At 46.2% G+C, this 23,029-nt stretch carries 21 protein-coding genes and 1 tRNA gene; 20 read left to right on the forward strand and 2 right to left on the reverse strand.

Annotated features, from left to right (window positions below):
- The first annotated feature begins 48 nt into the window (after positions 1-48).
- From ppaX to K7399_RS02145, 8 genes are all read left to right on the forward strand, one after another.
- Positions 49-702, forward strand: coding sequence for a pyrophosphatase PpaX (ppaX, locus tag K7399_RS02110; protein ID WP_028976525.1), 654 nt, complete (start codon positions 49-51; stop codon positions 700-702).
- Between the two features lie 104 nt (positions 703-806).
- Positions 807-971 (forward strand): hypothetical protein, encoded by a 165-nt coding sequence (locus tag K7399_RS02115; RefSeq protein WP_164875477.1) that lies wholly within the window; start codon positions 807-809, stop codon positions 969-971.
- A gap of 26 nt (positions 972-997) precedes the next feature.
- Positions 998-2,524: a tetratricopeptide repeat protein gene (locus K7399_RS02120; protein WP_128166412.1), complete on the forward strand. Its 1,527-nt coding sequence runs from the start codon at positions 998-1,000 to the stop codon at positions 2,522-2,524.
- 197 nt (positions 2,525-2,721) lie between these two features.
- Entirely contained in the window at positions 2,722-3,669 is a 948-nt protein-coding gene (trxB, locus tag K7399_RS02125) for a thioredoxin-disulfide reductase (protein ID WP_028976527.1), read from the forward strand.
- 379 nt (positions 3,670-4,048) lie between these two features.
- Complete coding sequence (gene rapZ / locus K7399_RS02130) at positions 4,049-4,915, forward strand: RNase adapter RapZ (RefSeq protein WP_037563162.1); 867 nt, start codon at positions 4,049-4,051, stop codon at positions 4,913-4,915.
- Between the two features lie 5 nt (positions 4,916-4,920).
- A complete protein-coding gene (locus tag K7399_RS02135; RefSeq protein ID WP_128166414.1) occupies positions 4,921-5,883 on the forward strand; it encodes a gluconeogenesis factor YvcK family protein in 963 nt (320 codons plus the stop codon).
- A 17-nt stretch (positions 5,884-5,900) separates the two neighbouring features.
- A complete protein-coding gene (gene whiA / locus K7399_RS02140; RefSeq protein WP_028976530.1) occupies positions 5,901-6,839 on the forward strand; it encodes a DNA-binding protein WhiA in 939 nt (312 codons plus the stop codon).
- A 35-nt stretch (positions 6,840-6,874) separates the two neighbouring features.
- The gene (locus K7399_RS02145; RefSeq protein WP_028984374.1) at positions 6,875-7,144 is read left to right on the forward strand and encodes an HPr family phosphocarrier protein; all 270 of its coding nucleotides are present in this window, start codon (positions 6,875-6,877) and stop codon (positions 7,142-7,144) included.
- 50 nt (positions 7,145-7,194) lie between these two features.
- On the opposite strand, the gene clpP is transcribed toward K7399_RS02145, so the two are convergent.
- Positions 7,195-7,779, reverse strand: a complete 585-nt coding sequence (clpP, locus tag K7399_RS02150) for an ATP-dependent Clp endopeptidase proteolytic subunit ClpP (RefSeq protein WP_028976532.1) — start codon at positions 7,777-7,779, stop codon at positions 7,195-7,197.
- A gap of 455 nt (positions 7,780-8,234) precedes the next feature.
- Positions 8,235-8,307 (reverse strand) — tRNA-Arg (locus K7399_RS02155).
- Positions 8,308-8,600: 293 nt separating this feature from the next.
- Between K7399_RS02155 and K7399_RS02160 the strand changes: the two genes are divergently transcribed.
- From K7399_RS02160 to K7399_RS02215, 12 genes are all read left to right on the forward strand, one after another.
- On the forward strand, positions 8,601-9,098 hold the full coding sequence (locus tag K7399_RS02160; protein ID WP_223362463.1) for a CotD family spore coat protein: 498 nt from the start codon (positions 8,601-8,603) through the stop codon (positions 9,096-9,098).
- Positions 9,099-9,500: 402 nt separating this feature from the next.
- Positions 9,501-10,442: a magnesium transporter CorA family protein gene (locus K7399_RS02165; protein WP_028976533.1), complete on the forward strand. Its 942-nt coding sequence runs from the start codon at positions 9,501-9,503 to the stop codon at positions 10,440-10,442.
- Between the two features lie 301 nt (positions 10,443-10,743).
- Positions 10,744-12,051 (forward strand): RNA polymerase factor sigma-54, encoded by a 1,308-nt coding sequence (rpoN, locus tag K7399_RS02170; protein WP_028976534.1) that lies wholly within the window; start codon positions 10,744-10,746, stop codon positions 12,049-12,051.
- A 385-nt stretch (positions 12,052-12,436) separates the two neighbouring features.
- On the forward strand, positions 12,437-13,471 hold the full coding sequence (locus K7399_RS02175) for a sugar-binding transcriptional regulator (protein WP_028976535.1): 1,035 nt from the start codon (positions 12,437-12,439) through the stop codon (positions 13,469-13,471).
- A 15-nt stretch (positions 13,472-13,486) separates the two neighbouring features.
- Positions 13,487-14,494, forward strand: coding sequence for a type I glyceraldehyde-3-phosphate dehydrogenase (gap, locus tag K7399_RS02180; RefSeq protein ID WP_028976536.1), 1,008 nt, complete (start codon positions 13,487-13,489; stop codon positions 14,492-14,494).
- Between the two features lie 144 nt (positions 14,495-14,638).
- Positions 14,639-15,826: a phosphoglycerate kinase gene (locus K7399_RS02185; RefSeq protein WP_028976537.1), complete on the forward strand. Its 1,188-nt coding sequence runs from the start codon at positions 14,639-14,641 to the stop codon at positions 15,824-15,826.
- A gap of 47 nt (positions 15,827-15,873) precedes the next feature.
- The gene (gene tpiA, locus K7399_RS02190) at positions 15,874-16,635 is read left to right on the forward strand and encodes a triose-phosphate isomerase (RefSeq protein ID WP_028976538.1); all 762 of its coding nucleotides are present in this window, start codon (positions 15,874-15,876) and stop codon (positions 16,633-16,635) included.
- Positions 16,636-16,747: 112 nt separating this feature from the next.
- Positions 16,748-18,031, forward strand: coding sequence for a phosphopyruvate hydratase (eno, locus tag K7399_RS02195; RefSeq protein ID WP_028976539.1), 1,284 nt, complete (start codon positions 16,748-16,750; stop codon positions 18,029-18,031).
- A 738-nt stretch (positions 18,032-18,769) separates the two neighbouring features.
- Entirely contained in the window at positions 18,770-20,209 is a 1,440-nt protein-coding gene (locus K7399_RS02200) for a branched-chain amino acid transporter BcaP (RefSeq protein ID WP_051575169.1), read from the forward strand.
- Positions 20,210-20,368: 159 nt separating this feature from the next.
- On the forward strand, positions 20,369-20,581 hold the full coding sequence (locus K7399_RS02205) for a twin-arginine translocase TatA/TatE family subunit (protein WP_028976541.1): 213 nt from the start codon (positions 20,369-20,371) through the stop codon (positions 20,579-20,581).
- Between the two features lie 11 nt (positions 20,582-20,592).
- Positions 20,593-21,342, forward strand: coding sequence for a twin-arginine translocase subunit TatC (gene tatC / locus K7399_RS02210; protein WP_037563158.1), 750 nt, complete (start codon positions 20,593-20,595; stop codon positions 21,340-21,342).
- A gap of 188 nt (positions 21,343-21,530) precedes the next feature.
- Positions 21,531-22,943: an ISLre2 family transposase gene (locus K7399_RS02215; protein ID WP_164875472.1), complete on the forward strand. Its 1,413-nt coding sequence runs from the start codon at positions 21,531-21,533 to the stop codon at positions 22,941-22,943.
- The last annotated feature ends 86 nt before the right edge of the window (positions 22,944-23,029 follow it).

Genomic DNA, 23,029 nt, shown 5'->3' on the forward strand with positions numbered 1-23,029 from the left:
CACCTACTAGCAAAAAGAGGATTCTTTTAGAAGCGGGAGATTGAACAATTGATAAAAACAGTACTTTTTGATTTGGACGGCACATTGATTGATACAAATAACTTGATTTTAACGTCTTTTCAATACACATTGGACAAATATTTTCCAGGGCAATACAAACGGCAGGATTTGATCCCGTTTATTGGCGAATCGCTGGAGACCAGTTTTCACTCTGTCAGTCCTCAGCTTACCCAACAAATGATTGAAGTCTACCGCGACCACAATAGTCGATTTCATGATCAGCTTGTCAAAGCGTTTCCGCATGTGCGCAAGACCTTGACCGCCTTAAAAGATGAAGGCTGCCGTCTCGGCGTTGTGTCCACGAAGAAGCGCGACATGGTGGAACGCGGCTTGAGCTATACCAAACTGGCACCATTCTTCGAGACCGTCGTTACAAGCGATGATGTGACGCACCTAAAGCCTGATCCTGAACCGGTGGAACGCGCAATGGATGCTCTGGCCGCACAAACCAATTCAACGATTATGGTTGGCGACAGTCCCGGTGATATTTTAGCGGGGAAAAATGCTCAGATTAAAACCGCTGCGGTCGGATGGTCGCTGAAGGGGACAACGATGCTCAAAAACTTGAAGCCCGATTATATGCTTCATCAAATGAACGATCTGATTGCTATCGTTGTTCGTGCGGGAGCGACAGTAAAATAACGGATTGAAAAACCTGAAGCAGGCATAACCGCAGCTTCAGGTTTTTCTTACAAGATGAGCATACGGCGGCAAGCAAGCAGCTGAAGTGTCACTCAGGATCAAGAATGATTAATCAGCCGCGTTCTGCGGAAGTAGAAGCTTTCGCTAATTATAAAGGAACGTTCCTGATTGTAAAGGAACGTTCACATCCTGTGAAAGTACGTCCTGCACGCAACAAGAATGCACGCAATGCGGACGAGCAGTTATGCTATAATAGTGCAGTATTTTAATAAAGGCACGGGGGAACTGGGTATTTATGGATGAGAGGAACCGGACAAAGAAAGCACAGGTTATCGATTTTCGCCGGGACGGCGACTTTTTTTATCAAAAAGGGATGACCAGTTTCAGAAAAGGAGATTTTGAACGTGCGCGTCACTACTTAGATCGAGCCATTCAATTCAATCCCAATGCGGTTGACTACTTATGCCGCCAGGCGGAGATTCTATCAGAACTGGAAAACTATGAATTATCGAATCGATTGCTGAAAAAAGTCGTTTACGAACTCGATTCAAACGTAACCGATTGTTATTTTTTTATTGCCAACAATTACGCCTATCTTGGTGAAATCCAAGAAGCCTTAGATGAAATTCAAATCTATTTAACGGTTGAACCAAACGGGACCTTCAAGCGTGAAGCAGAAGATCTGTACCAGATGCTCAGTTCAGAGCTTAAGGAACTCGAGGGGGACGAGAGACCCTATGTGACGGAACATGAGCGCGGGCGCTTGGCTCTGGAACATGGTCATTTTGACGAAGCGATTCATCATTTTAAGCAGGTGATCGAGGATGAGCCGGATTTTCTGGCGGCACAAAATAATCTTTCGATCGCATATTTTTCTATGGGTGATCCGGTACATGCATTCGATGCGGTCCAGCGCGTGCTGCAGAAGGACCCGGGAAATATTCATGCGTTGTGCAACTTGACTACATTTTTTGATCAGCTTGGTCAGCAGAAGGACCGGGCTGCGGTTGTGGCGGTTCTAGGCCAGATGTGCCCCATTTATCCGGAGCATTGCGGCAAGCTGGGTTCTACCTATCTATTGATTGGAGACTATCAGAAAGCATATCAATGGCTGAATGTTGCGGAAAAACGCGGCGTTCATCGCGATCAAGTTTTTTATTATTGGGTGGCATTGGCTGCTTATCGCTGTGGTCATCTGGAAAGCGCGCGCAAACACTGGCGCCGTGCCGACTACTTTAGTGATAAACCGTTTCACCCGTTTAAATACAACAAAATTCAGGATATGATGTTTGAAGCGGACGCCTCGGGAAACTTCATGGTGAAGGATCTCGTCCGGAAAGCATTGAAGGGTGAGGAAGAAGCCTATCGGTTGGTTGCACTTTTTTACGCAGCAGCGCACTACATGCACGATGTACTGTCTGAAACTGCTCAACGTGCCCAATCAGCGGAAATAAAGCGTATGGCCACACGGATCATCAGCGAGACCCGATCTGGCGTTCGTGATGCGAACATGCAAATCATGCGCGAAGTGGAGCAGCTTGCCGGCGGACAAAAGGAAGCGATGAAGCATCCCGAGCTTTACAGTTTCTGGGCAGTGATCGATGCAATGACCACGGCTTCGGAAAACGATGTAAAGGGCTGGGCAGCCGCACTGATTTATCTCTGGAATAAAGAATGCGGAGAGGCAGTGACACAGAAAAAAATTGCAGAAGAAGCCGGAACAACCGTCTATCGATTGCGAAAAAAAATTCATGAATTATCCTGTGCACTAAGGAAAAAATGGGATACGACGCCGCATGAACAAGGCGATAACAAGATCTGAGCAATTTTCTGGACTTTGGTGTCTCCATTCTTTAGCATAGAATTATCAGATGAGCAGATAATAATAATTATTATTAAAAATTCATTTTTCTTAGCGAAAAAAGGATCGCGGCTTGCTGAGCCGATCCTAAATTCTCAATGCTTTTTGCGTATTGGTAAATGATGCGGATAATCTTGTTAAGGAAGGAATGTGTGACATTGACAGAAGAGAAAATTTATGATGTGGTGATTGCGGGGGCGGGGCCTGCCGGGATGACTGCAGCCGTCTATGCGGCAAGAGCAAATATGTCGGTGTTAATGATTGAACGGGGAATCCCGGGCGGTCAAATGGCAAATACGGAAGCAGTTGAAAATTATCCGGGCTTCGAATCCATTCTTGGACCGGATCTATCAAATAAAATGTTTGAACATGCAAAGAAATTCGGCGCTGAATATGCGTATGGAGACATTAAGAAGATTATTGACGGAGCCGATCACAAAACGATTGACTGCGGCAGCAAGCAGTATTTGGCACGTACGGTCATCGTGACGACAGGAGCAGAATACCGCAAGCTCGGCGTTCCTGGTGAAACGGAACTGGCCGGACGCGGCGTCTCGTATTGTGCGGTTTGCGATGGTGCATTCTTTAAAGGCAAGAAGTTGGCAGTCATCGGCGGCGGTGATTCAGCAGTTGAAGAGGGAACCTACCTCACCCGATTTGCATCCAGCGTGACGGTTATTCACCGACGTGATCAGTTACGGGCGCAGAAGATTCTTCAAGACCGCGCGTTCAATAATGAAAAAGTTGACTTTTTGTGGGATACGATCTGTACGAAAATCAACGGTACAGATGGAAAAGTGTCCAGTCTGACGCTGAAAAATAAGAAAACAGATGAAGAAAGCGACTTTCCGGTTGACGGTGTATTTATCTATGTTGGTATGAATCCGTTGACTCACGCGGTGAAAGACTTGGGTATTTTGGATGATCAAGGTTATATCGTGACCAATGAAAAGATGGAAACCAGCATTCCAGGTATCTTTGCCGCCGGCGATGTGCGCCAAAAAGAATTGCGTCAAATCGTGACGGCAACCGGCGATGGAAGTATTGCTGCTGAAAACGCTCAGAAGTATGTTGAAAAACTTAAGGATGCATCCGCAGTAAAATAAGCATGCAGCCTATGCCTTTCGTCATGATGCAAAAGTGAAGTTTGTGTGTTGATTTTATCCTTGTTTAATTCTCGTGTAATCTTTATGCAATGAAAGAACGTTATGATAGGGGTATGAGATTGACCCCCCTTTTTATATATATCAATTGATGTTACGGCTCGCTCAGCAAGGCGGTGCCGTATTTTTTTGTATCATGAATCATTTTTAAGCATCTATTGGTTCTGTAGGCGTCTATTTCATGAGCATAATCGTATGCCGGTAATTTGTCCCACCACACTGCTACCTGAATCTTTCTATTTCGAGTATAATGAGAGTAGTGAATACGGCGCGAAACGCTCGCATGGTTCATGAAAAATTGATCGGTGGGGATGGATGCAACATGAAGGATATTCAAGTAGTCATTATAACGGGTATGTCGGGTGCGGGAAAAACAATTGCTACCCGCATTTTTGAGGACTTGGGTTACTTCTGCATCGATAATCTGCCGCCAACCTTGCTTCCTAAATTTATTGATCTCATCGAAGACTCGGATTCTGAAAAACTGAATAAGCTAGCTCTTGTTATGGATCTGCGCGGCGGCACTTTTTTCGACTCGCTTTTCGAATCGCTGGATTCATTCAGCAAGTCGGATAAAATCAAACCCAAGATTCTTTTTCTTGACGCGAAAGATGAGGTATTGGTGCATCGCTACAAAGAGACGCGGCGCTCGCACCCACTCTCGCCGAAGAGCCGGCCCATTGAAGGAATTCGTGCTGAGCGCAAAAAGTTGGAAGAAGTCAAAGGCCTTGCGCAATACTATATAGATACAACAGATATGAAACCGCGGGAACTTCGCGATACCATCGTTCAGGAATTTGCTAAAGAAACCGAGACGTTTCGTGTCAATCTGCTGTCATTCGGATTTAAATACGGTCTGCCGATTGATGCCGATCTCGTTTTTGATGTGCGTTTTCTTCCAAATCCCTATTATGTGAAGCATATGCGTGAGCGGACAGGGCTGGATGCCGATATCGCTGAATATGTACTGAAATGGTCGGAAACGAAGCAATTCCTGACGAAACTTATGGATCTGCTTCAATTCATGATTCCGCAGTACAAGCGCGAAGGCAAGGGACAGCTGGTGATTGCGATCGGCTGTACGGGCGGCAAACACCGGTCGGTTGCACTGACCGAATGGATTGCCAAAAAACTTTCCGGAGATTTCCCGACCAATGTGTCGCACCGGGATATTGAGAGAGGATCATAATTCGAATGACAGAGCGAAAAAAAATCGTTGCGATTGGCGGCGGTACCGGTCTACCGGCTGTACTTCGCGGATTGAAGAAGTATCCGGTGGATATCACTGCGATCGTGACTGTTGCGGATGACGGAGGCAGCAGCGGGAAACTGAGAAACGAACTGCAGATCCCCCCTCCCGGCGACATTCGCAATGTCCTTGTTTCCCTGTCGGATGTTGAACCCATGTTTCAACAGCTCCTTCAGCATCGTTTCAAAACCGGCAGTGGACTTAATGGCCATTCCCTAGGCAATCTCTTGATTGCTGCATTGACGTCGATTACTGGAGACTTTGTGAAAGCTGTACGCGAGTTGAGCCGTATTCTCAACGTGCACGGTCAAGTGCTGCCTGCAGCTGATCAGATGATTGCGCTTGGCGCATTGATGAGTGACGGCAGCATTGTTGAAGGTGAATCGCAGATTACCGCAGCAAATAAGAAAATTGAACATGTATTTATCAAACCGGCGGATATTCATCCGCTCCCGGAAAGCATTCGCGCCATTCGTGAAGCGGAAATGATTACGTTTGGCCCGGGCAGCTTATTTACGAGCGTGATTCCCAATCTGCTTGTCCCGGATTTGGCTGAGGAAATTGTACGTTCAAAAGCACGTAAGGTTTATGTGTGCAACGTGATGACGCAAAAAGGAGAAACCGACCATTTTACTGCGTCGCAGCATATTAAGGCCATTCATCATCATGTGCCGTCTCTGTTCATCGATACCATCATCGTCAACAGCCGGCCGATTAAAGTTGATTTGTTGAAACGCTATGCAGTTGAGGAATCGGAACCGGTACAAATTGACTGGAAAGAATTAAATGATCTCGGTATCGACATCATTCATGCACCGCTGATTAAAACAGCCGGCGGTGTCGTCCGCCATGACGAGGCAATGGTTGGACGCATGCTCATGTCTTTAGCCACGGAGAAAAAAGTGTAAGGTTTGGAGGAATGGGCATGTCATTTGCCGCTGAAACCAAAAAAGAATTAACCATGCTTGAGGTGGATGACTGCTGCGCACGTGCCGAACTTGCGGCACTGACGCGCATGAACGGATTTATCTCGATCCGCAATAAACGCATTGAACTCGATATCGCAACGGAGAATGCGGCCATTTCTCGCCGCATTTTTCGCTTAATCAAGCAGGTGTATCATTATCAAGTTGAAATCCTAGTGCGCAGAAAGATGCGGCTGAAAAAGAATAACGTTTATATTGTTCGCCTGAAAGAGTCGGCGCGTTCCTTTCTTGAAAATCTGAAAATTATTGATGACAATGGTCAGTTCACACGTGAAATTGCGCTGGACCTTGTTGAAAAGGCGTGCTGCAAGCGTGCGTATTTGCGCGGATCCTTTTTGGCGGGCGGATCGTTGAACCATCCGGAATCTTCATATCACCTTGAAATCTTTTCAAATTATGAAGAATATACGTATTCTTTGGCTAAACTGATGAATACGTTCAATCTTAATGTCAAAATATTACCGAGAAAGAACGGATACATCATCTACATGAAAGAGGGCGAAAAAATCACCGATTTTCTGAGCATTATCGGCGCAAACAAGGCCTTGTTTTATTTTGAAGATATCCGTATTGTCAAAGATATGCGCAACTCAGTGAACCGGCTGGTCAATTGTGAGACCGCTAATCTCAATAAAACCGTGTCTGCTGCGATGCGACAAATGGAAAACATTCGTCTCATCGAGAAAAGCATCGGTTTGGATGAATTGCCGGATAAATTGCGTGAAATTGCCGAGATCCGCTTGAAAAATCCGGACATTACATTAAAGGAACTCGGAGAAATGGTGAACGGCGAGCCGATCAGCAAATCCGGGATTAATCACCGCTTTCGCAAAATTGACGCGATTGCCAATCGGATTCGACAAGGCCAAAACGTTTAGGCGCCGTCATTTTCATGAAGGGAGGCAATCCGCGATTGCTGACAAAGAGAGTGACGATTGGGTTTGAAGAAGGCCTTCAGGCGCGTCCTGCGGCACGATTTGTTCAACAGGCAAGCGAGTATCAATCGCAGCTGACGATTGAGCAGAACGGTCGTGTTGCCAACATGAAAAGCATCATGGGCGTGATGAGTATGGCTCCGGCCTGCGGCGAACAGCTGCTTATGAAAGCGGAAGGCAGCGATGCAGAGGAAGCACTGAAAGCCCTTGCATCACTTGTTGAAGAAGGTAAAACCATGATTAAATGAGGACGCAAAAAAGATCGGAGCATATGCCCCGATCTTTTTCTTTTTGCTGCTTATTTTGCTGTGGTCAGTATTTCGTCGATTAACCCGTACTTCTTTGCGTCTTCAGCAGACATGAAGTTGTCGCGATCGGTATCGCGAGCAATCACGTCATAAGGCTGACCGGTACGTTCTGCGTAGATATGGTTCAGCTTTTCGCGAATGCTGATAATCCGTTTTGCGTGAATTTCCATATCCGACGCCTGTCCCTGCATGCCGCCCAGCGGTTGGTGAATCATAATCTCACTGTTCGGAAGGGCATAGCGCTTGCCGATTTCGCCGGCAGTTAAAAGGAAGCTGCCCATTGAAGCAGCCATTCCGATACAGATGGTCGATACCTTTGGCTTGATGTATTGCATCGTATCATAGATGGCCATTCCCGCGGTGATGGAACCGCCAGGACTATTAATGTAAATCGAAATGTCTTTTTCTGAATCTTCGGCTGCTAAGAAAAGCAACTGTGCAACAACCGCGTTGGCAACATTATCGTCAATCGCTGAGCCGAGCATGATGATGCGGTCTTTCAGTAAGCGTGAGTAGATGTCATACGCGCGTTCGCCGCGATTTGTCTGCTCAATGACTGTAGGTATTAAAGGCATTGAACGAACCCCCTTTTTCCATTGAGAAAGTTATTTTTCCCTTTACCAACATTAATAATACCCTAAAGGTCAATATAGGTCAAATTTAAAGAATAGCAATTTAACCTTGATTTTAGAAATGCAGGATTAAGGCGATGCATTTCACTTATTAATAGTATAGAAAACATGTGGATAGGCAAGCTTTTTTGCTTTGCTGGATTATTTTTTCTCGCAAGATAAGAAAAATCGAGCAAAAAGCGCCCGCTCCTTAAATTCCAGCCATATGTGATGGGTTCGTGTCTTTTCGGTGCTGAATCGTCGCTTCAATTGCTCGCTTGCTGCGGGCGCGCCGCAAGCCTCCTCAAACAGGCGGGAATCTGCGGGGCGAAAGCTCCTTTACAATTGACGTACCACAATGCAAAATCACTTTTTTACAAGTAAAAAAGACCAGCCGTTTGGCTGATCTTTTTTCGCGATGCGCTCGAAGGGAGTCGAACCCCCGACACATGGTACCGGAAACCATTGCTCTATCCACTGAGCTACGAGCGCATAGTATTCATTCACTGACATTTGTCTATTCTAAGCGATTTGGTTAATTTTTGCAAGCATTGTTTGTCGTTTTCCTTCTAGTTGTCGATTAATCATTCCATTGAGAAGACTTTGTTCTTTATCGAATCAAATTTGTCATACGTACGCCTAGCATTTGTATCAACGTAATCCGGCGTGGGCTTACTGCCCAAATTTAGGTGAAAAGTCTAAAATTAGGTGTTCTCATTAGGGCAACAGGCCACTTCGGTTCATAGGTTATAAGTGTACTTCGATGATGAGGAGGAAAAACAACTATGGAAGTTACACCTTATTCAAATCAAAACCTGCCAAACGCTGGCAATCTCGGTCCCGCCGGCAACGTGGGAAATGTAGGGAATATGGGCAACATCAGTCCGGCAGCTGCACCAAAACCGGATTTCAAACCAGATTTCAAGCCGGATTTTAAACCGAGTTTTAAACCTGGATTTAAGCCGGCAGGAAAAGGGAAAGGAAAAGGTGCTTATCCGATGGCTGGTGCGCAGGCGGGAACTGCACCGGGAAAAACAATGGAAAATACACTGAATTGCCCGCCTACCTCGGGCGGAACGGTTTATGATCCGATGACGGTCAATGTTCAGCACATTTTCAAACCGGTTATTGTTCGACATATTCACCGTCTGCATACAGTTAGAAAAACGCACTATGTCTTTGAACATCAGCACTACTATCCGCACACAATGTCGGAAACCTGCGATGAAAAACACTACAATGTACAGTGCGGAAAACCATGTTTTCCTGCACCGCATTGCTGATTGGAAGTTAGCTTCATCACGGATAAAGCCTCTTGTACATCGTACAAGAGGCTTTTTTTTGTACGCTGAGAACCATTCATGACCTTACTTGACGCAGCGACAGATCCGCCGTTATGAGGCAGCTGTTTTTTTTGTGGGCAGCGATTATTCGTTTGTGTTCTTTAGGCGCAGCATGTATTATAGAACGTGGCGGTACGTTGCTGCGCGGGAGTCGTGCAGCAAATTTTATTGTCTTGCCGAAGGAAGTGATTGTTCGATGAGTTCTGATGGTTCGAGTCCAAAGCCTGATCCCGGTCATTGGCAGGAGGAAGTTTATATAGCATCAAATGCTCCCCGGGCAATCAGCATTCCCGGCGGACGGATAACTGTGTAGGCTTCCTCTGAATTAAGAGGAGGTGCACCATGATTGATATTTACTTAACTGATGAACAAGATCGGCTCATTAAAAAAGATGAGCTGACCAAGGGCTGCTGGATCAATCTGACACGCCCGTCTGAATTTGAAATACAAAAAGTGGTGGAGGGGACCGGAATTTCTTCCGATTTCATTCGTGACTCTTTGGACGATGACGAACGTTCCCGTATTGAAAAAGAGGATGATTCCATTCTGATCATCGTCGATTTCCCGGTGCTTATACAGGACGAATCGGATTCTGCGCCGTATGATACGATTCCACTCGGTATTATTGTTACCCCCTATTATTTCGTAACCGTCTGTTTGCAGAGCAATCCGATTATCGACGACTTCGTGAATAATCGGATCCGTAATTTTTTCACCTATAAAAAAACGCGATTCACCTTGCAGATTCTTTATGTGATCGCCCGCTATTATCTCAAGTATTTAAAGACGATTGATCGCAGAACGTCCATGATCGAGCGTGAACTGCATGAATCAATGCGAAATAAAGAACTCTTTGATCTACTTAGTCTGGAAAAAACGCTTGTCTATTTTACAACGTCGCTGAAATCGAACAATATTGTGATGGAGAAAATGACTAAACAGCGCTTCCTGCGTATGTATGAGGACGATCAGGATCTGCTTGAGGATGTGATCATCGAAATCAAGCAGGCAATTGAAATGTCGGAAGTGCACAGCAATATCTTGAGCGGTATGATGGATGCGTATGCTTCCGTGATTTCAAACAATGTGAACGTAGTCATGAAATTCCTGACCACTGTGACCATTGTACTTTCAATTCCAACGATGGTTGCGAGTTTCTGGGGAATGAATGTTTCCGGGATTCCTTGGGAACATGTGACACATGGTTTTTGGATTCCAATCACACTTGCGATCGGATTAGCTGGTATCACTGCGCTGTTCTTCTGGAAGAAGAAGTATTTTTGAGCGGTTTTGCAAAACCAGCACTTTACAAATGAGGATAACAGGAAATATTTCGAGGGTGTCTCAAAAGTCCGATGACGGTGAGGCACCCTCGTGTTGTAACAACGCCAATATAGCGTAAAAAAATACCGATAGAAAGCGCTAATCATTTTTATAGAGGGGCCCCAGTTGCGAAAAAGCGCTCGGCCCGCGTTCAATGGATCATTGTTCAAAAAATTCTCACGAAAAACGACAAAAAACGACTTTGTAAGCGTAGTCATTTTATCATTTCGTTGCTATACTATTACTAAAGGGGGTGAGCGGGATGGGATTAGCACTTGTTCAAAGGCAAGCGTTAAAGTTAAAAATGACGCCGGCCCTATATCAATCCGTGGCCGTTCTGCAGTGTAATAATGAGGAACTTACACATTTAATTCGTGAAAAGGCACTGGAAAATCCGCTTTTGAACGTCGCAGATTCGGATCTTCATCGTGATGATCTTTTTTCATTCAAGGGAGCGAAAAGTACGTCTGATGTCATTGCAGAGACACAAGCACAAACGATTGATTTTCGCGAGCGGTTACACCGCGAGCTCCATCAGATGCGTCTGGAGCCTTGCTGTATTGAAGCAACCGATCTGTTGATCGATTCGCTGAATGACAACGGCTATCTTGATGAAGCGCCTGATGCGATTCTCGACCCGTTTGCAAAGGGTGATGTCGATCCGCAGCAAGCCTTGGCGCTGCTTCAGTCGTTGGATCCCGCCGGTGTTGGTGCCCGCTCACTCATTGAATGTCTGTGTTTGCAGCTCCGACGTCTTGAATCGCGCAGCCCGCTCGCAGAAACGCTTTTAACGGATTACAGAGACTGTTTTCTGAGCGGAGACTGGTCCGAACTTGCCGAGCAGATGGATGTAACAAAGGATGAAATTAACGCAGCGGTTGCGCAAATTCGTAGACTGAATCCGAATCCGGTTGCCGCGATTCAAGAGGATCCGCCGCAGTATATCATTCCTGATGTCACGATCGTGCAAAAAGGTGATCGGCTTGTCTGTGAGCTTGAGGATCAGTATTTGCCGACCGTTTCGATCAATAATGATGATTATCAAATGTACCTGCAGGCATCGGATAAAGAAACAAAACGCTACCTGCGGGAAAAGATGGAAGAAGCGGACGCACTGATCTCGGGATTATCCAGAAGAAAACAAACCATGATGCAGCTCGCCGAATTGGTGATGCAGCGTCAGGAGGCCTATTTCAGTACTGGAGAACGCACGTCGCTGCGGCCGTTCACCATGAAACAAGCGGCGGAACAGTTGGCTGTTCATGAATCGACGATCAGTCGTGCGGCAGCGGGAAAATACGTTCAAACGAATCATGGTATTGTGCCGATGAGGCAGTTCTTCATTCGAGCCGTCGGAAAAAATCAAACCGCGTTGTCCGCTTATCAAATTCAAGATGAAATCAAAAAGTTGATTAATCAGGAAGACCCGAGAAGACCGTTGTCGGATCAAATCATTGCCGGCATTCTTGGACAGTCGGGCATCAAGTGTTCCCGAAGAGCCGTAGCTAAGTATCGGCAACGGTGCGGCATTGGCTCAACAATTGAGCGCCGCGCGGTCGCACGCGCTTGATTTTCATATAAGGGACAGTAAATGTCCCGAGAGCGGATTGCTGTAAATGCTTACAGCATCTTTTTTTTGTTTTCTTTTGTCGAAACGGGGTATAATTTAGTTGGGCGATCAGGCACTGAGCGATGCAAAGGGAACGGCAGACAACGAATGTAAATGTATCATTTTTCGTAATTTACAGACTTTTAACCGCTGGAAAAAACGCATAAGATCAACTTTTTAGTTAATGTGACAATTATGCGTCAATGGAAAGTCTATACAAAACATTTACATGATTATGCTTGTAAACGTAGGCAAAAGTTGTTATCATGTTACTTGGAGCAGATGGGACATAAAATGACTGTGTGGGACATTTTGAGACCTGTATCGGTCGATCGAGGGGGACGCTGTGGAACATTTGCTTGATCTTCAGAAAAGGCTGATCCCCGATGTCTTAGACATTATGTCCAGTCGCTACCGTATTCTTCAATCATTGCATTTTCTGCAACCGATCGGCAGGCGCAGTTTGTCAACCCATTTGGGGATGACGGAACGCGTTTTGCGCGGGGAAGTCACCTTTCTAAGTCAACAAGGGCTGATCCATATGGCGTCAAGCGGCATGCATCTGACGGAAAACGGAGAAGCCATTGTTAAAGATTTGGGAACCGTGATGAAGAACATATCAGGGCTGAGGAATATGGAAAAGCAATTGGAAGAAGTTCTCGGCGTTTCTAAAGTTGTCATTGTCTCTGGCGACAGTGATCAGTACGCGACAGTCAAGAATGAGATGGGGCTGGCCTGCGTCAAGGAAATTGAACGCGCACTGGGTGCGGTGAATGTGATCGCCGTGACCGGGGGCTCCACGCTCGCGGCTGCTGCGGAAATGATGCGCCCGCTCAGAAAAGCGCATCAAGATCTTCTGTTTGTGTCAGCAAGAGGCGGTCTTGGCGAAAAGGTCGAAAATCAAGCGAACACGATCTGCGCTAAAATGGCGGAAAAAGCCGAAGGGCGCTATCATCTGCTCCACGTTCCCGATCAGCTCAGTGACGAGTCCTATCACAGCTTGATGGAAGAGCCCAGTATTCACCGGGTCATGCAGCTGATTCATCGTGCGACCATTATCGTGCACGGCATTGGTGATGCGAAAACGATGGCGATCCGCAGGCATTCCGGTGAAGAGATTCTCAAAAGAGTTGACACGGAACATGCTGTGGCCGAGGCTTTTGGCTATTTCTTTGATCAGACAGGCCGCGTGATCCACAAGGTACAAACCATTGGGCTCCAATGGGAAGACCTTTTCGGCGCGCAATCGGTGATTGCCGTGGCCGGGGGCAAGTCTAAGGCTGAGGCTATTCAGGCTTACTTCAAGAAAGGCCCGGATTCCGTGCTTATCACGGATGAAGGCGCTGCACAAGAGATTTTACAAAATTTCCAAACCATTTAGGAGGTCATTATTGACATGACAGTTAAAGTTGGTATTAACGGTTTCGGACGCATCGGTCGTCTGGCATTCAGAAGAATTCAAGACGTTCCAGAATTGGAAGTAGTTGCAGTTAACGACTTGACAGATCCGGCAATGCTTGGAAACCTGTTGAAATATGATACAACTCAAGGCCGTTTCAACGGCGAAGTTAAAGTAGAAGACGGTTACTTTGTTGTAAACGGCAAGAAGGTTAAAGTACTTTCACAACGCGACCCAGCTGAACTGCCTTGGGGCGAACTCGGCGTTGACATCGTTCTTGAATGCACAGGCTTCTTCACATCGAAAGAAAAAGCTGAAGCACACATCAAAGGCGGCGCTAAGAAAGTCGTTATCTCTGCACCTGCAAAAGGCGACTTGAAGACGATCGTATATAACGTAAACAACGATTCACTCGATGGTTCAGAAACGGTTATTTCCGGTGCTTCTTGCACAACCAACTCGTTGGCTCCTGTAGCAAAAGTATTGAATGACAAATTCGGCATCGAAAAAGGCTTGATGACGACCGTTCACGCTTACACTGGTGACCAAATGACTCTTGACGGCCCACACAGAGGCGGAGATCTTCGTCGTGCACGTGCCGCTGCTGAAAACATCGTTCCTGCTTCTTCAGGTGCTGCTGCAGCCGTTGCACTTGTTATTCCTGAACTGAAAGGCAAATTTGACGGATCAGCACAACGTGTTCCGGTTAAATCAGGTTCCGTAACTTTGCTCTACGCAACACTTGCTAAGAACACAACAGTTGAAGAAATCAACGAAGCAATCAAGGCAAATGCTAACGAAACCCTCGGCTACAACGAAGATCCAATTGTTTCTTCTGACGTAATCGGTATTACTTACGGCTCTCTGTTTGACGCAACGCAAACAAAGATTCTTGACGTAGACGGCAAGCAACTCGTTCAGGTTGTTGCATGGTATGACAACGAAATGTCTTATACTTCACAGCTTGTTCGTACGCTTGAATACTTCGCTAAGCTTGCAAAATAATCATTACCTAACTTTTTGAATAGAACTTGAATAGCGGAAACCCTAGTTGTTTCCGCTTTTTTTACGAATACTGTTCTTGTCGGCGGAGATTTGGACTGCAGCCTTATCTTGCTGCTGATGAAATATTGGAAAGAAGGTCTGGGCATGGCAAAGAAAACCATTAAAGACATTGATGTTAAAGGCAAAAAAGTTTTCTGCCGCGTTGACTTTAATGTTCCGCTGAGCGGCACGACGGTAACGGATGATACACGTATTCGTGCAGCACTCCCTACCATCAACTACTTGATCGAAAATGGTGCAAAAGTCATTTTGGCTTCCCACCTCGGCCGTCCTACGGCTGAAGACAAGGATTCCTTCAAAATGGATCCTGTTGCAAAACGCTTGAGCGAACTGCTCGGCAAACCGGTTGCAAAAACCGATCAGGTTGTCGGACCTGAAGTTGATGCAGCTGTTGCAAAACTGAATGACGGCGACGTACTGCTTCTTGAAAACGTTCGTTTTGAAAAAGGCGAAAAGAAGAACGATCCTGAACTCGCAAAAGCATTTGCAGCACTTGCTGACGTTTACGTCAACGATGCATTCGGATCGGCACACCGTGCCCATGCGTCAACCGCAGGCATTGCTGAATATCTTCCTGCCGTTGCAGGCTTCCTGCTCGAAAAGGAATTGAAAATTCTCGGTGCTTCTCTTGAAAATCCGAAACACCCGTTCACAGCCATCATCGGCGGTGCGAAAGTTACCGATAAGATCGGCGTTATCGAAAATCTGCTTGATAAAGTCGACACATTGATCGTCGGCGGCGGACTTTCTTACACGTTCGTAAAAGCTCAAGGCTATGAAATCGGTAAATCTTTGCTTGACAAAGACAAGCTTGATCTCGCTAAGAAGTTCTTGGCTTTGGCTAAAGAAAAAGGCGTTAATTTCTTGACACCTATTGATACGGTCATCGCTGATGAATTCTCCGAAACAGCTAACAAAGACGTTGTCGACATCGACAAAATGCCTGAAGGCTGGCTCGGCGTTGACATCGGACCGAAGACGGTTGCACTGTATGCAGATGCAATCAAAAAGTCCAAAGTCGTTGTTTGGAACGGACCAATGGGTATCTTCGAAATGGAACCTTATGCCAAGGGTACGGAAGCTGTTGCAAAAGCACTGGCCGACGCAACCGACGCAACGACAATCATCGGCGGCGGCGATTCCGCAGCTGCTGTTGAAAAGTTCCACCTTGCAGACAAAATGACGCATATTTCAACCGGCGGCGGTGCTTCGCTTGAACTGATGGAAGGCAAAGTACTTCCAGGCGTTGCTGCTCTTGATGACGCTGAATAATCTGCAAGACCTATGAATGAACCGCAAGAAAGGGAAGGTGTCTTATTATGTCACGTAAACCGATTATTGCCGGAAACTGGAAAATGAACAAAACAGTTAAGGAAGCACACGAATTTGTTGAAGCAGTTAAGGACAAAGTCCCTTCTGCTGATCTCGTTGATTCCGTTGTTGCTGCTCCTTTCCTTGCTCTTGACCGTCTCGTTGCAGACGCAAAGGGTTCGGACCTGAAGATCAGTGCTGAAAACGTTCATTTTGAAAACTCCGGTGCTTTCACCGGAGAAGTCAGCCCGGTTATGCTCGAAGATCTAGGCGTTCAATACGCAATCATCGGCCACTCTGAACGCAGAGCGATGTTTGCTGAAACGGATGAAACCGTAAATAAAAAGGTGCTCGCATCATTTGCCCATCACCTGATTCCGATCGTCTGCGTTGGTGAAACGCTTGATGAACGTGAAGGCGGCAAATGGCAATCTGTTGTCAAAAACCAAGTAACTAAAGCATTTGCAGGTGTTCCAAGTGACCAAGCTGCAGACGTTGTTGTTGCTTATGAACCAATTTGGGCGATCGGCACCGGCAAATCTGCTTCTTCAGATGATGCAAATGAAGTTTGCGCGTATATCCGCAAAACAGTTGCTGATCTGTATGACGAAACAGTCGCTGCTAAAGTACGTATTCAATACGGCGGTAGTGTAAAACCGGCGACGATTGGCGATCTGCTCGCTCAATCGGATATCGACGGTGCACTGGTTGGCGGCGCAAGCCTTCAACCTGAATCATTCCTTGCTCTGCTTGACGCAGTAAAAGGCTAATTTTTGCAAAGAATAAGATTGAAACGGTGCGGACCGTTCGTTATTGTCCGGAGATAGCGCTCGATTCACACCATTTTGGATCAATTTATATGATGATAAGGAGAGATCATGAATGTCTCAAATCGTTGAAGTTTATGGTCGCGAAGTCCTTGACTCTCGCGGTAACCCAACTGTTGAAGTTGAGGTTTATACTGAAGACGGCGGCAAAGGCCGCGCATTAGTGCCTAGCGGTGCGTCTACTGGTGAACACGAAGCTGTTGAATTACGCGACGGCGACAAAGCACGCTACGGCGGCAAAGGTGTTCTGAAAGCTGTAAAGAATGTTAACGAACTCATCGCTCCCGAAGTCATTGGCTTGGAAGTTCAAGATCAAGTAGCGCTTGACCAAACCATGATCGATCTCGACGGAACGGAAAACAAAGGCAAATTAGGCGCTAACGCAATTCTTGGTGTTTCTTTGGCAGCGGCAGACGCTGCTGCAGACGAACTGGGTGTTCCACTCTACCGTTACCTCGGCGGTGTGAACGCTAAAGTTCTGCCAACACCGATGATGAACATCCTGAACGGTGGGAAGCACGCAGATAACAGCGTAGACTTCCAAGAATTCATGATCATGCCTGTAGGTGCAGATTCCATCAAGGAAGCTGTTCGTATCGGTGCGGAAGTATACCACGCACTCAAAGCTGTTCTTGCAGCTAAGGGCCACCTGACTGCTGTCGGCGACGAAGGCGGTTTTGCTCCGAACCTGAAGAACAACGAAGAAGTTCTTGACACGATTCTTGAAGCAATCGAAAAAGCAGGTTACAAACCAGGCGAAGACGTTAAACTGGCAATTGACCCGGCTTCTTCCGAATTGTATGAAGACGGCAAGTACAACTTCAAGGGCGAAGGCGTTGTAAGAACGACTGACGAAATGATCGAATACTACACCAAACTGGTTGATAAGTACCCGATCATCTCGATCGAAGACGGCCTTGACGAAAACGACTGGGAAGGCTGGCAAAAACTGACCAAGGCTATTGGTGACAAAGTGCAACTCGTCGGGGACGACCTGTTCGTAACGAACACCGATTACCTGAAGAAAGGTATTGACCTTGGCGTCGCCAACTCGATCCTTATCAAAGTAAACCAAATTGGTACGTTGACTGAAACACTGAACGCAATCCAAATGGCTCAAAAAGCCGGATACACAGCAGTTGTTTCTCACCGTTCCGGTGAAACTGAAGATACATCCATTTCCGACATCGTTGTTGCAACGAACGCCGGCGAAATCAAGACGGGTTCTCTTGCAAGAACCGACCGTATCGCTAAGTACAACCAACTGATCAGAATTGAAGATGATCTTGCTGGTTCTGCTGAATACCTTGGCGATGCATCATTCTACAACATTAAATAATTCAGCTTTATTTAAAACCCTCGCTGGACGCGTCAGCGAGGGTTTTTTGTGCACTTTAATAAGAGAGAACGTCTGATAAGCCATAAAGAGGAACTTTCCTGATTGTAAAGGAGCTTTCTTGAAGGAACTTTCCTAAAGGAACTTTCCTAAAGGAACTTTCGCTAAGTGCGCATACATCCTGTATGCAACGCGAAAGCCATCACGTCCTGTGAAAGTACGTCCTGTATGCAACGCGAAAGCCATCACATCCTGTGAAAGTACGTCCTGTATGCAACGGCGAAAGTCATGATATCCTGCGCGCAACGCAGAAGTCACGAAAGTGCTCTGGTGCCAGCGGGATCAGCGAGCCAAGGAAGCCCCCACAGAGTCCTGCCTGGCTGAGAAGGCTCACGGTGCACCCGCGGCAAGCGAGCAATCGGAGCGTAGTATAAATCCAACACCCTTTTGAGACGCCCTCTTTTCTTATCATTCATTCCTTTTAATTGATGAATGATGCATGAATACCAATGATGTGAGGGATTCTTTAGATATCGAATGGTTTCAGTAGCGCTAATCAAACATTTCTTAACAATTTGTGATGATTGAAATTAGAACCTTTACATAGGACCAGGTACCATGTAGAATGGTTTTTACAACGCGTGGGGAATAAAGAGAGATAGAAAATAAATAATCAGAAAACAGAGATAATAGCTTCCCACGATCGTTGATTATTAAGGATGTACAGAAGGAGTTTTTGGCATGGAGTTTTTAAGCAGACTCGTTGCATTGTATGCAACGTTATTCAGAAAGAAACCAATGGACTTTACCGTTCATCAAGCGAAAGGCAATAAGGGGTTGCAAAAAGCGTTAGGCGCTTTTGATTTAACGATGCTTGGTGTCGGCGCCGTCATTGGTACCGGAATCTTTGTCATGACCGGGGTTGTTGCAGCGGAGCATTCTGGGCCGGCAATTGTCCTGTCATTTCTTTTATCCGGAATCGCCTGTGCGTTTGCCGCCTTATGCTATGCGGAATTTGCATCGATGATTCCTGCATCAGGGAGCGCCTACACCTATGGGTACACCGTATTTGGGGAACTGTTTGCATGGATCCTCGGCTGGGACTTGATCCTTGAATACGGACTTGCCTGTTCCGTAGTTGCAAGCGGTTGGTCCGCATACTTTCAAGAATTGATTCGCGGCTTCGGGCTGCATTTGCCGACCGAGATAAGTTCTGCATTTAATCCGAGCGCCGGTACTTATTTTGACTTAATGGCAACGGTGATTGTGTTCGCACTCTCATTGATCTTGCTCAGCGGCGTTAAAGAGTCAAGTCGGATTAATGATATTATGGTACTGATTAAAATCGGCGTTGTTCTGCTGTTCATCGTTGTCGGCGCCTTTTATGTTCAGCCGACCAACTGGACGCCCTTCATGCCGTTTGGTTTCGATGGGGTGGTTCAGGGCGCTGCAACGGCGTTCCTGTCCTACATCGGATTTGATGCGGTTTCCTCTGCGTCCGAAGAAGTACGCAATCCGCAGCGCGACATGCCCATTGGGATTCTCTCTTCATTGGCAGTCTGCATGGTCTTGTATGTGGCGGTTTCGCTTGTCTTAACCGGGATGGTCCCTTATACAAAGCTGAATGTAGGCGACCCGGTTGCTTTTGCGCTCCGCTTTGTGCATCAAGATTGGGTGGCCGGTTTTGTCTCTCTAGGCGCGATTTTGGGAATCACAACCGTGCTGTTTGTTATGATGTATGGACAGACACGCCTGTTCTTTGCCATCAGCCGTGACGGCCTGCTGCCGAAATCGATCTCACGTCTGACAAAAGGAAAGAAAACGCCTGTGTTCAGTATTTTGCTGACATGGGGCATGGCAACCGTCTTCTCTGCGCTCATTCCTCTTGGTGAATTAGCACAGCTTGTCAATATCGGAACGCTATTTGCATTTATCTGTGTCTCAATCGGTGTGGTTGTCCTTCGTATCAAGCGGCCGGACATAAAGCGTAATTTTAAGGTTCCGTTTGTTTATGTAATTCCGTTCCTGTCCGTACTGGCCTGTGGCTATCTGATGATTAACTTGACCGGACAGACATGGATTCGCTTCATTATTTGGTTCGTCATTGGTTTGGTTATCTATTTTGCTTTTGGATTTAGGCACAGTGAACTTGGAAAACGGAAGAAACAACTTCACTCATAATTGATTGAGTAATCAGCGGAAAAGAAGCTCCTTCTTTTCCGTTATTTTTTTGCGAGCCAAACAAGAAGTTTGACGAATGAAGGCGGTCGTGCGATGATCAGGTTGCGTACTTTTGACAAATTTGCAAACAATGATCAATTTTATAAAGAGGTGCTTGATATGTTAGGCGGTATTGGCATTCCCGGATTAATTCTGATTCTCGTCATCGCGCTGGTGATCTTCGGACCGTCCAAACTTCCTGAAATCGGCAGAGCTTTTGGCAAAACGCTAAAAGAATTTAAAAATGCGACACAGGGATTAGGCGAAGACAGTGACCCTGATGCGAAAACATCAGTCGTCAGGGCAGAGAAGACAAGCGGTAAAAAGGACTGAGATCGAGACGCATGGCCGACAAAAAAATGGCGCTCATTGAGCATTTCAATGAGCTGCGCAGAAGAATGATAGCTGTATTTATTGTGTTTATCGCCAGCAGCGCGACGATGTTATTTTTCGTAAAACGCTGCTATTTATGGCTGGTCCATGATCTTGGTGTCGGCAGCAAGTTGGCAGTTCTTGGGCCGACAGAAATTGTCAGCGTTTATTTTCTCATCGCCGGTGTGGCGGCTCTGGCGGTGACTGTTCCGTTTGCAGCATGGCAGCTGTGGCGGTTTGTCGCACCGGCACTGAGTGAGAAAGAACGCAGGGTAACGCTTTCTTATATTCCGGCGATCTTTCTGCTCTTTATCGGCGGACTTGTCTTCGGCTATGAGATCGTTTTTCCGAACATCCTTCACTTTTTACTCGGATTGAATGATGGGACGTTTCAGGTCGTCTTTACAACGGAACGCTATTTTCGTTTTATGACGCATAGCGTCCTGCCCTTTGGTTTTTTATTTGAATTACCAGTAATTGTCGTTTTCTTGACTAATATCGGGATTCTTACGCCGGTACGGATGCGAAAAATGCGCCGCATCGCTTATTTTGTCTTAATCGTGGTCGGCGTTGTGATGTCGCCGCCGGACTTTGTTTCAGACATTCTCATGTCGGTTCCGCTGCTGCTGCTCTATGAAATTTGTGTTTCCGTTGCTTTGATAACGTATCGGCGCAAAGTGAGAAGGAGCCGCAAAACTGAAGATCAAGTGGAGCTAAGCTGAAAACAGGCACTATGTGTAAAATGTTTCTCGGGGGATAAATTTGATGTGGGCGTAAGAGGATGCGATGGCATGCAGTTCTTTCTTTATTTCTTTTTAGTCCAATTTTGACTGGACGAAAAGGAGAAGGCTCCTTATTCTAAATGTATACCGACCAAGGTGAATACATCAGGAATAGAGGCCTTCTCTCAATGGATAGTATAAAAGATTTATTAGAAATTTGGAAGAAGCAAACGAGCCTTTTGGCGTTTGAGGAAGAGGCGACCGCCTATATGTACCAATTTATGAGGCGCAGTGTTGAACAAGTATTTTCTTTGCTTGATCAAGCAATCACTCGGGAGAAACAAGCTGAGGGATGGAAAGTAGACAGCCATAAAGATCAACGTATTCTCCAATTTTTATTTGGACCTGTGACGCTGTATCATACGCGTATGATTAACCCGGAGGGTCATGCCTGTTATCCGTTGGATAACCTTCTGAGGTTGAGAAAGCACATGCGGTATTCGCCAAATGTTGAGTATGAAACAGCAACTTTAGCCAGCCGTATGACTTGTCGGGAGGTCGTGAAGACTTTAGCAACGTGGACTCAGGTTCAAATGAGTCACACTACCGTCATGCGCTGTGTTCGAGCCGTCGGCGAAGCTCAAGAAAAGCAGGATCAGGAGCTTGTCATCCAAGCAGAGAATGGAGAATTAGATGGAAAAAGGCAGCCGAATTTTCTCTTTGCGGAGGCTGATGGAACCTTTGTCCGGGGATTGAAAAAGCGCCAACATATTGAAATCAAGCATTTCATTTTATATGAGGGTTGGGTGAAGAATGGAAAACGGCGGCTCCTGAAAGAGCCTTACGCGGTCATGACAAGCAAGGGACTGGATACTTTTTGGGAACAGGTTGGAGCCGCAGTCGAACAGCGCTATCGCTTATGGCAGACACAAGTTGTCGCTAATAGTGACGGAGGAGTAGGCTATGACGAAGCTCATTTTAAAGATGCTTTTTGTGGGTCACACAAACGTATTTGGGTTCAACTTGATGCGTTTCATGTTGCCCAATCCCTTATTCGTTCACTACACGGTGATAAGGCATGGATCACCCGTATACAACAGGCGATTCAGAGAAAAGACCGTACAGAGGTCATCCTGTTACTGGATACGTATGAAAGTAATTTAGACGAGGATGAGCGTATTAAGCAAGTCGAAAAGGTAAAGCAATATCTGATAGGACACTGGGATCGTCTGTTTGACTGGCGAGAAATTATGGCGAAAGAAACGCTTCCCGAAAATGCGGGGAGATTGGGTGCTATGGAATCCAATCAACGGCATTTGACGTTCCGCATGAAAAAGCGTGGCATGCACTGGGGTGAGTCGGAAGAAGGCATGGTTAAGGTTATTCAAGGTATACGTAACGGGACGTTAAAAGCGGCGTATCTTTCTTCGTTCATTCCGACCAAACGCGACGAACGAATCATAAAAAAAATGATACGAATTGCATCCTTGTTGAAGGAACCTACGGTTCCGTCTATTGGTGCCCATCGCGGTCGAATTGGAACCAACGCGTCCTCTTCGAGTGCAGTAGGCAAACTGAACAAAGTGCTTACGTTTGCCTAAAAAATATGATTTTATACCTAAGGCGTACAAATTTAGAATTAAGAAGCTCTTTCCCAATAAAGAGTTCCGAGAAAAGCTTGACACAT

It is taken from the genome of Sporolactobacillus terrae (assembly GCF_019930545.1).
In the GTDB taxonomy this organism is placed as follows: domain Bacteria; phylum Bacillota; class Bacilli; order Bacillales; family Sporolactobacillaceae; genus Sporolactobacillus; species Sporolactobacillus terrae.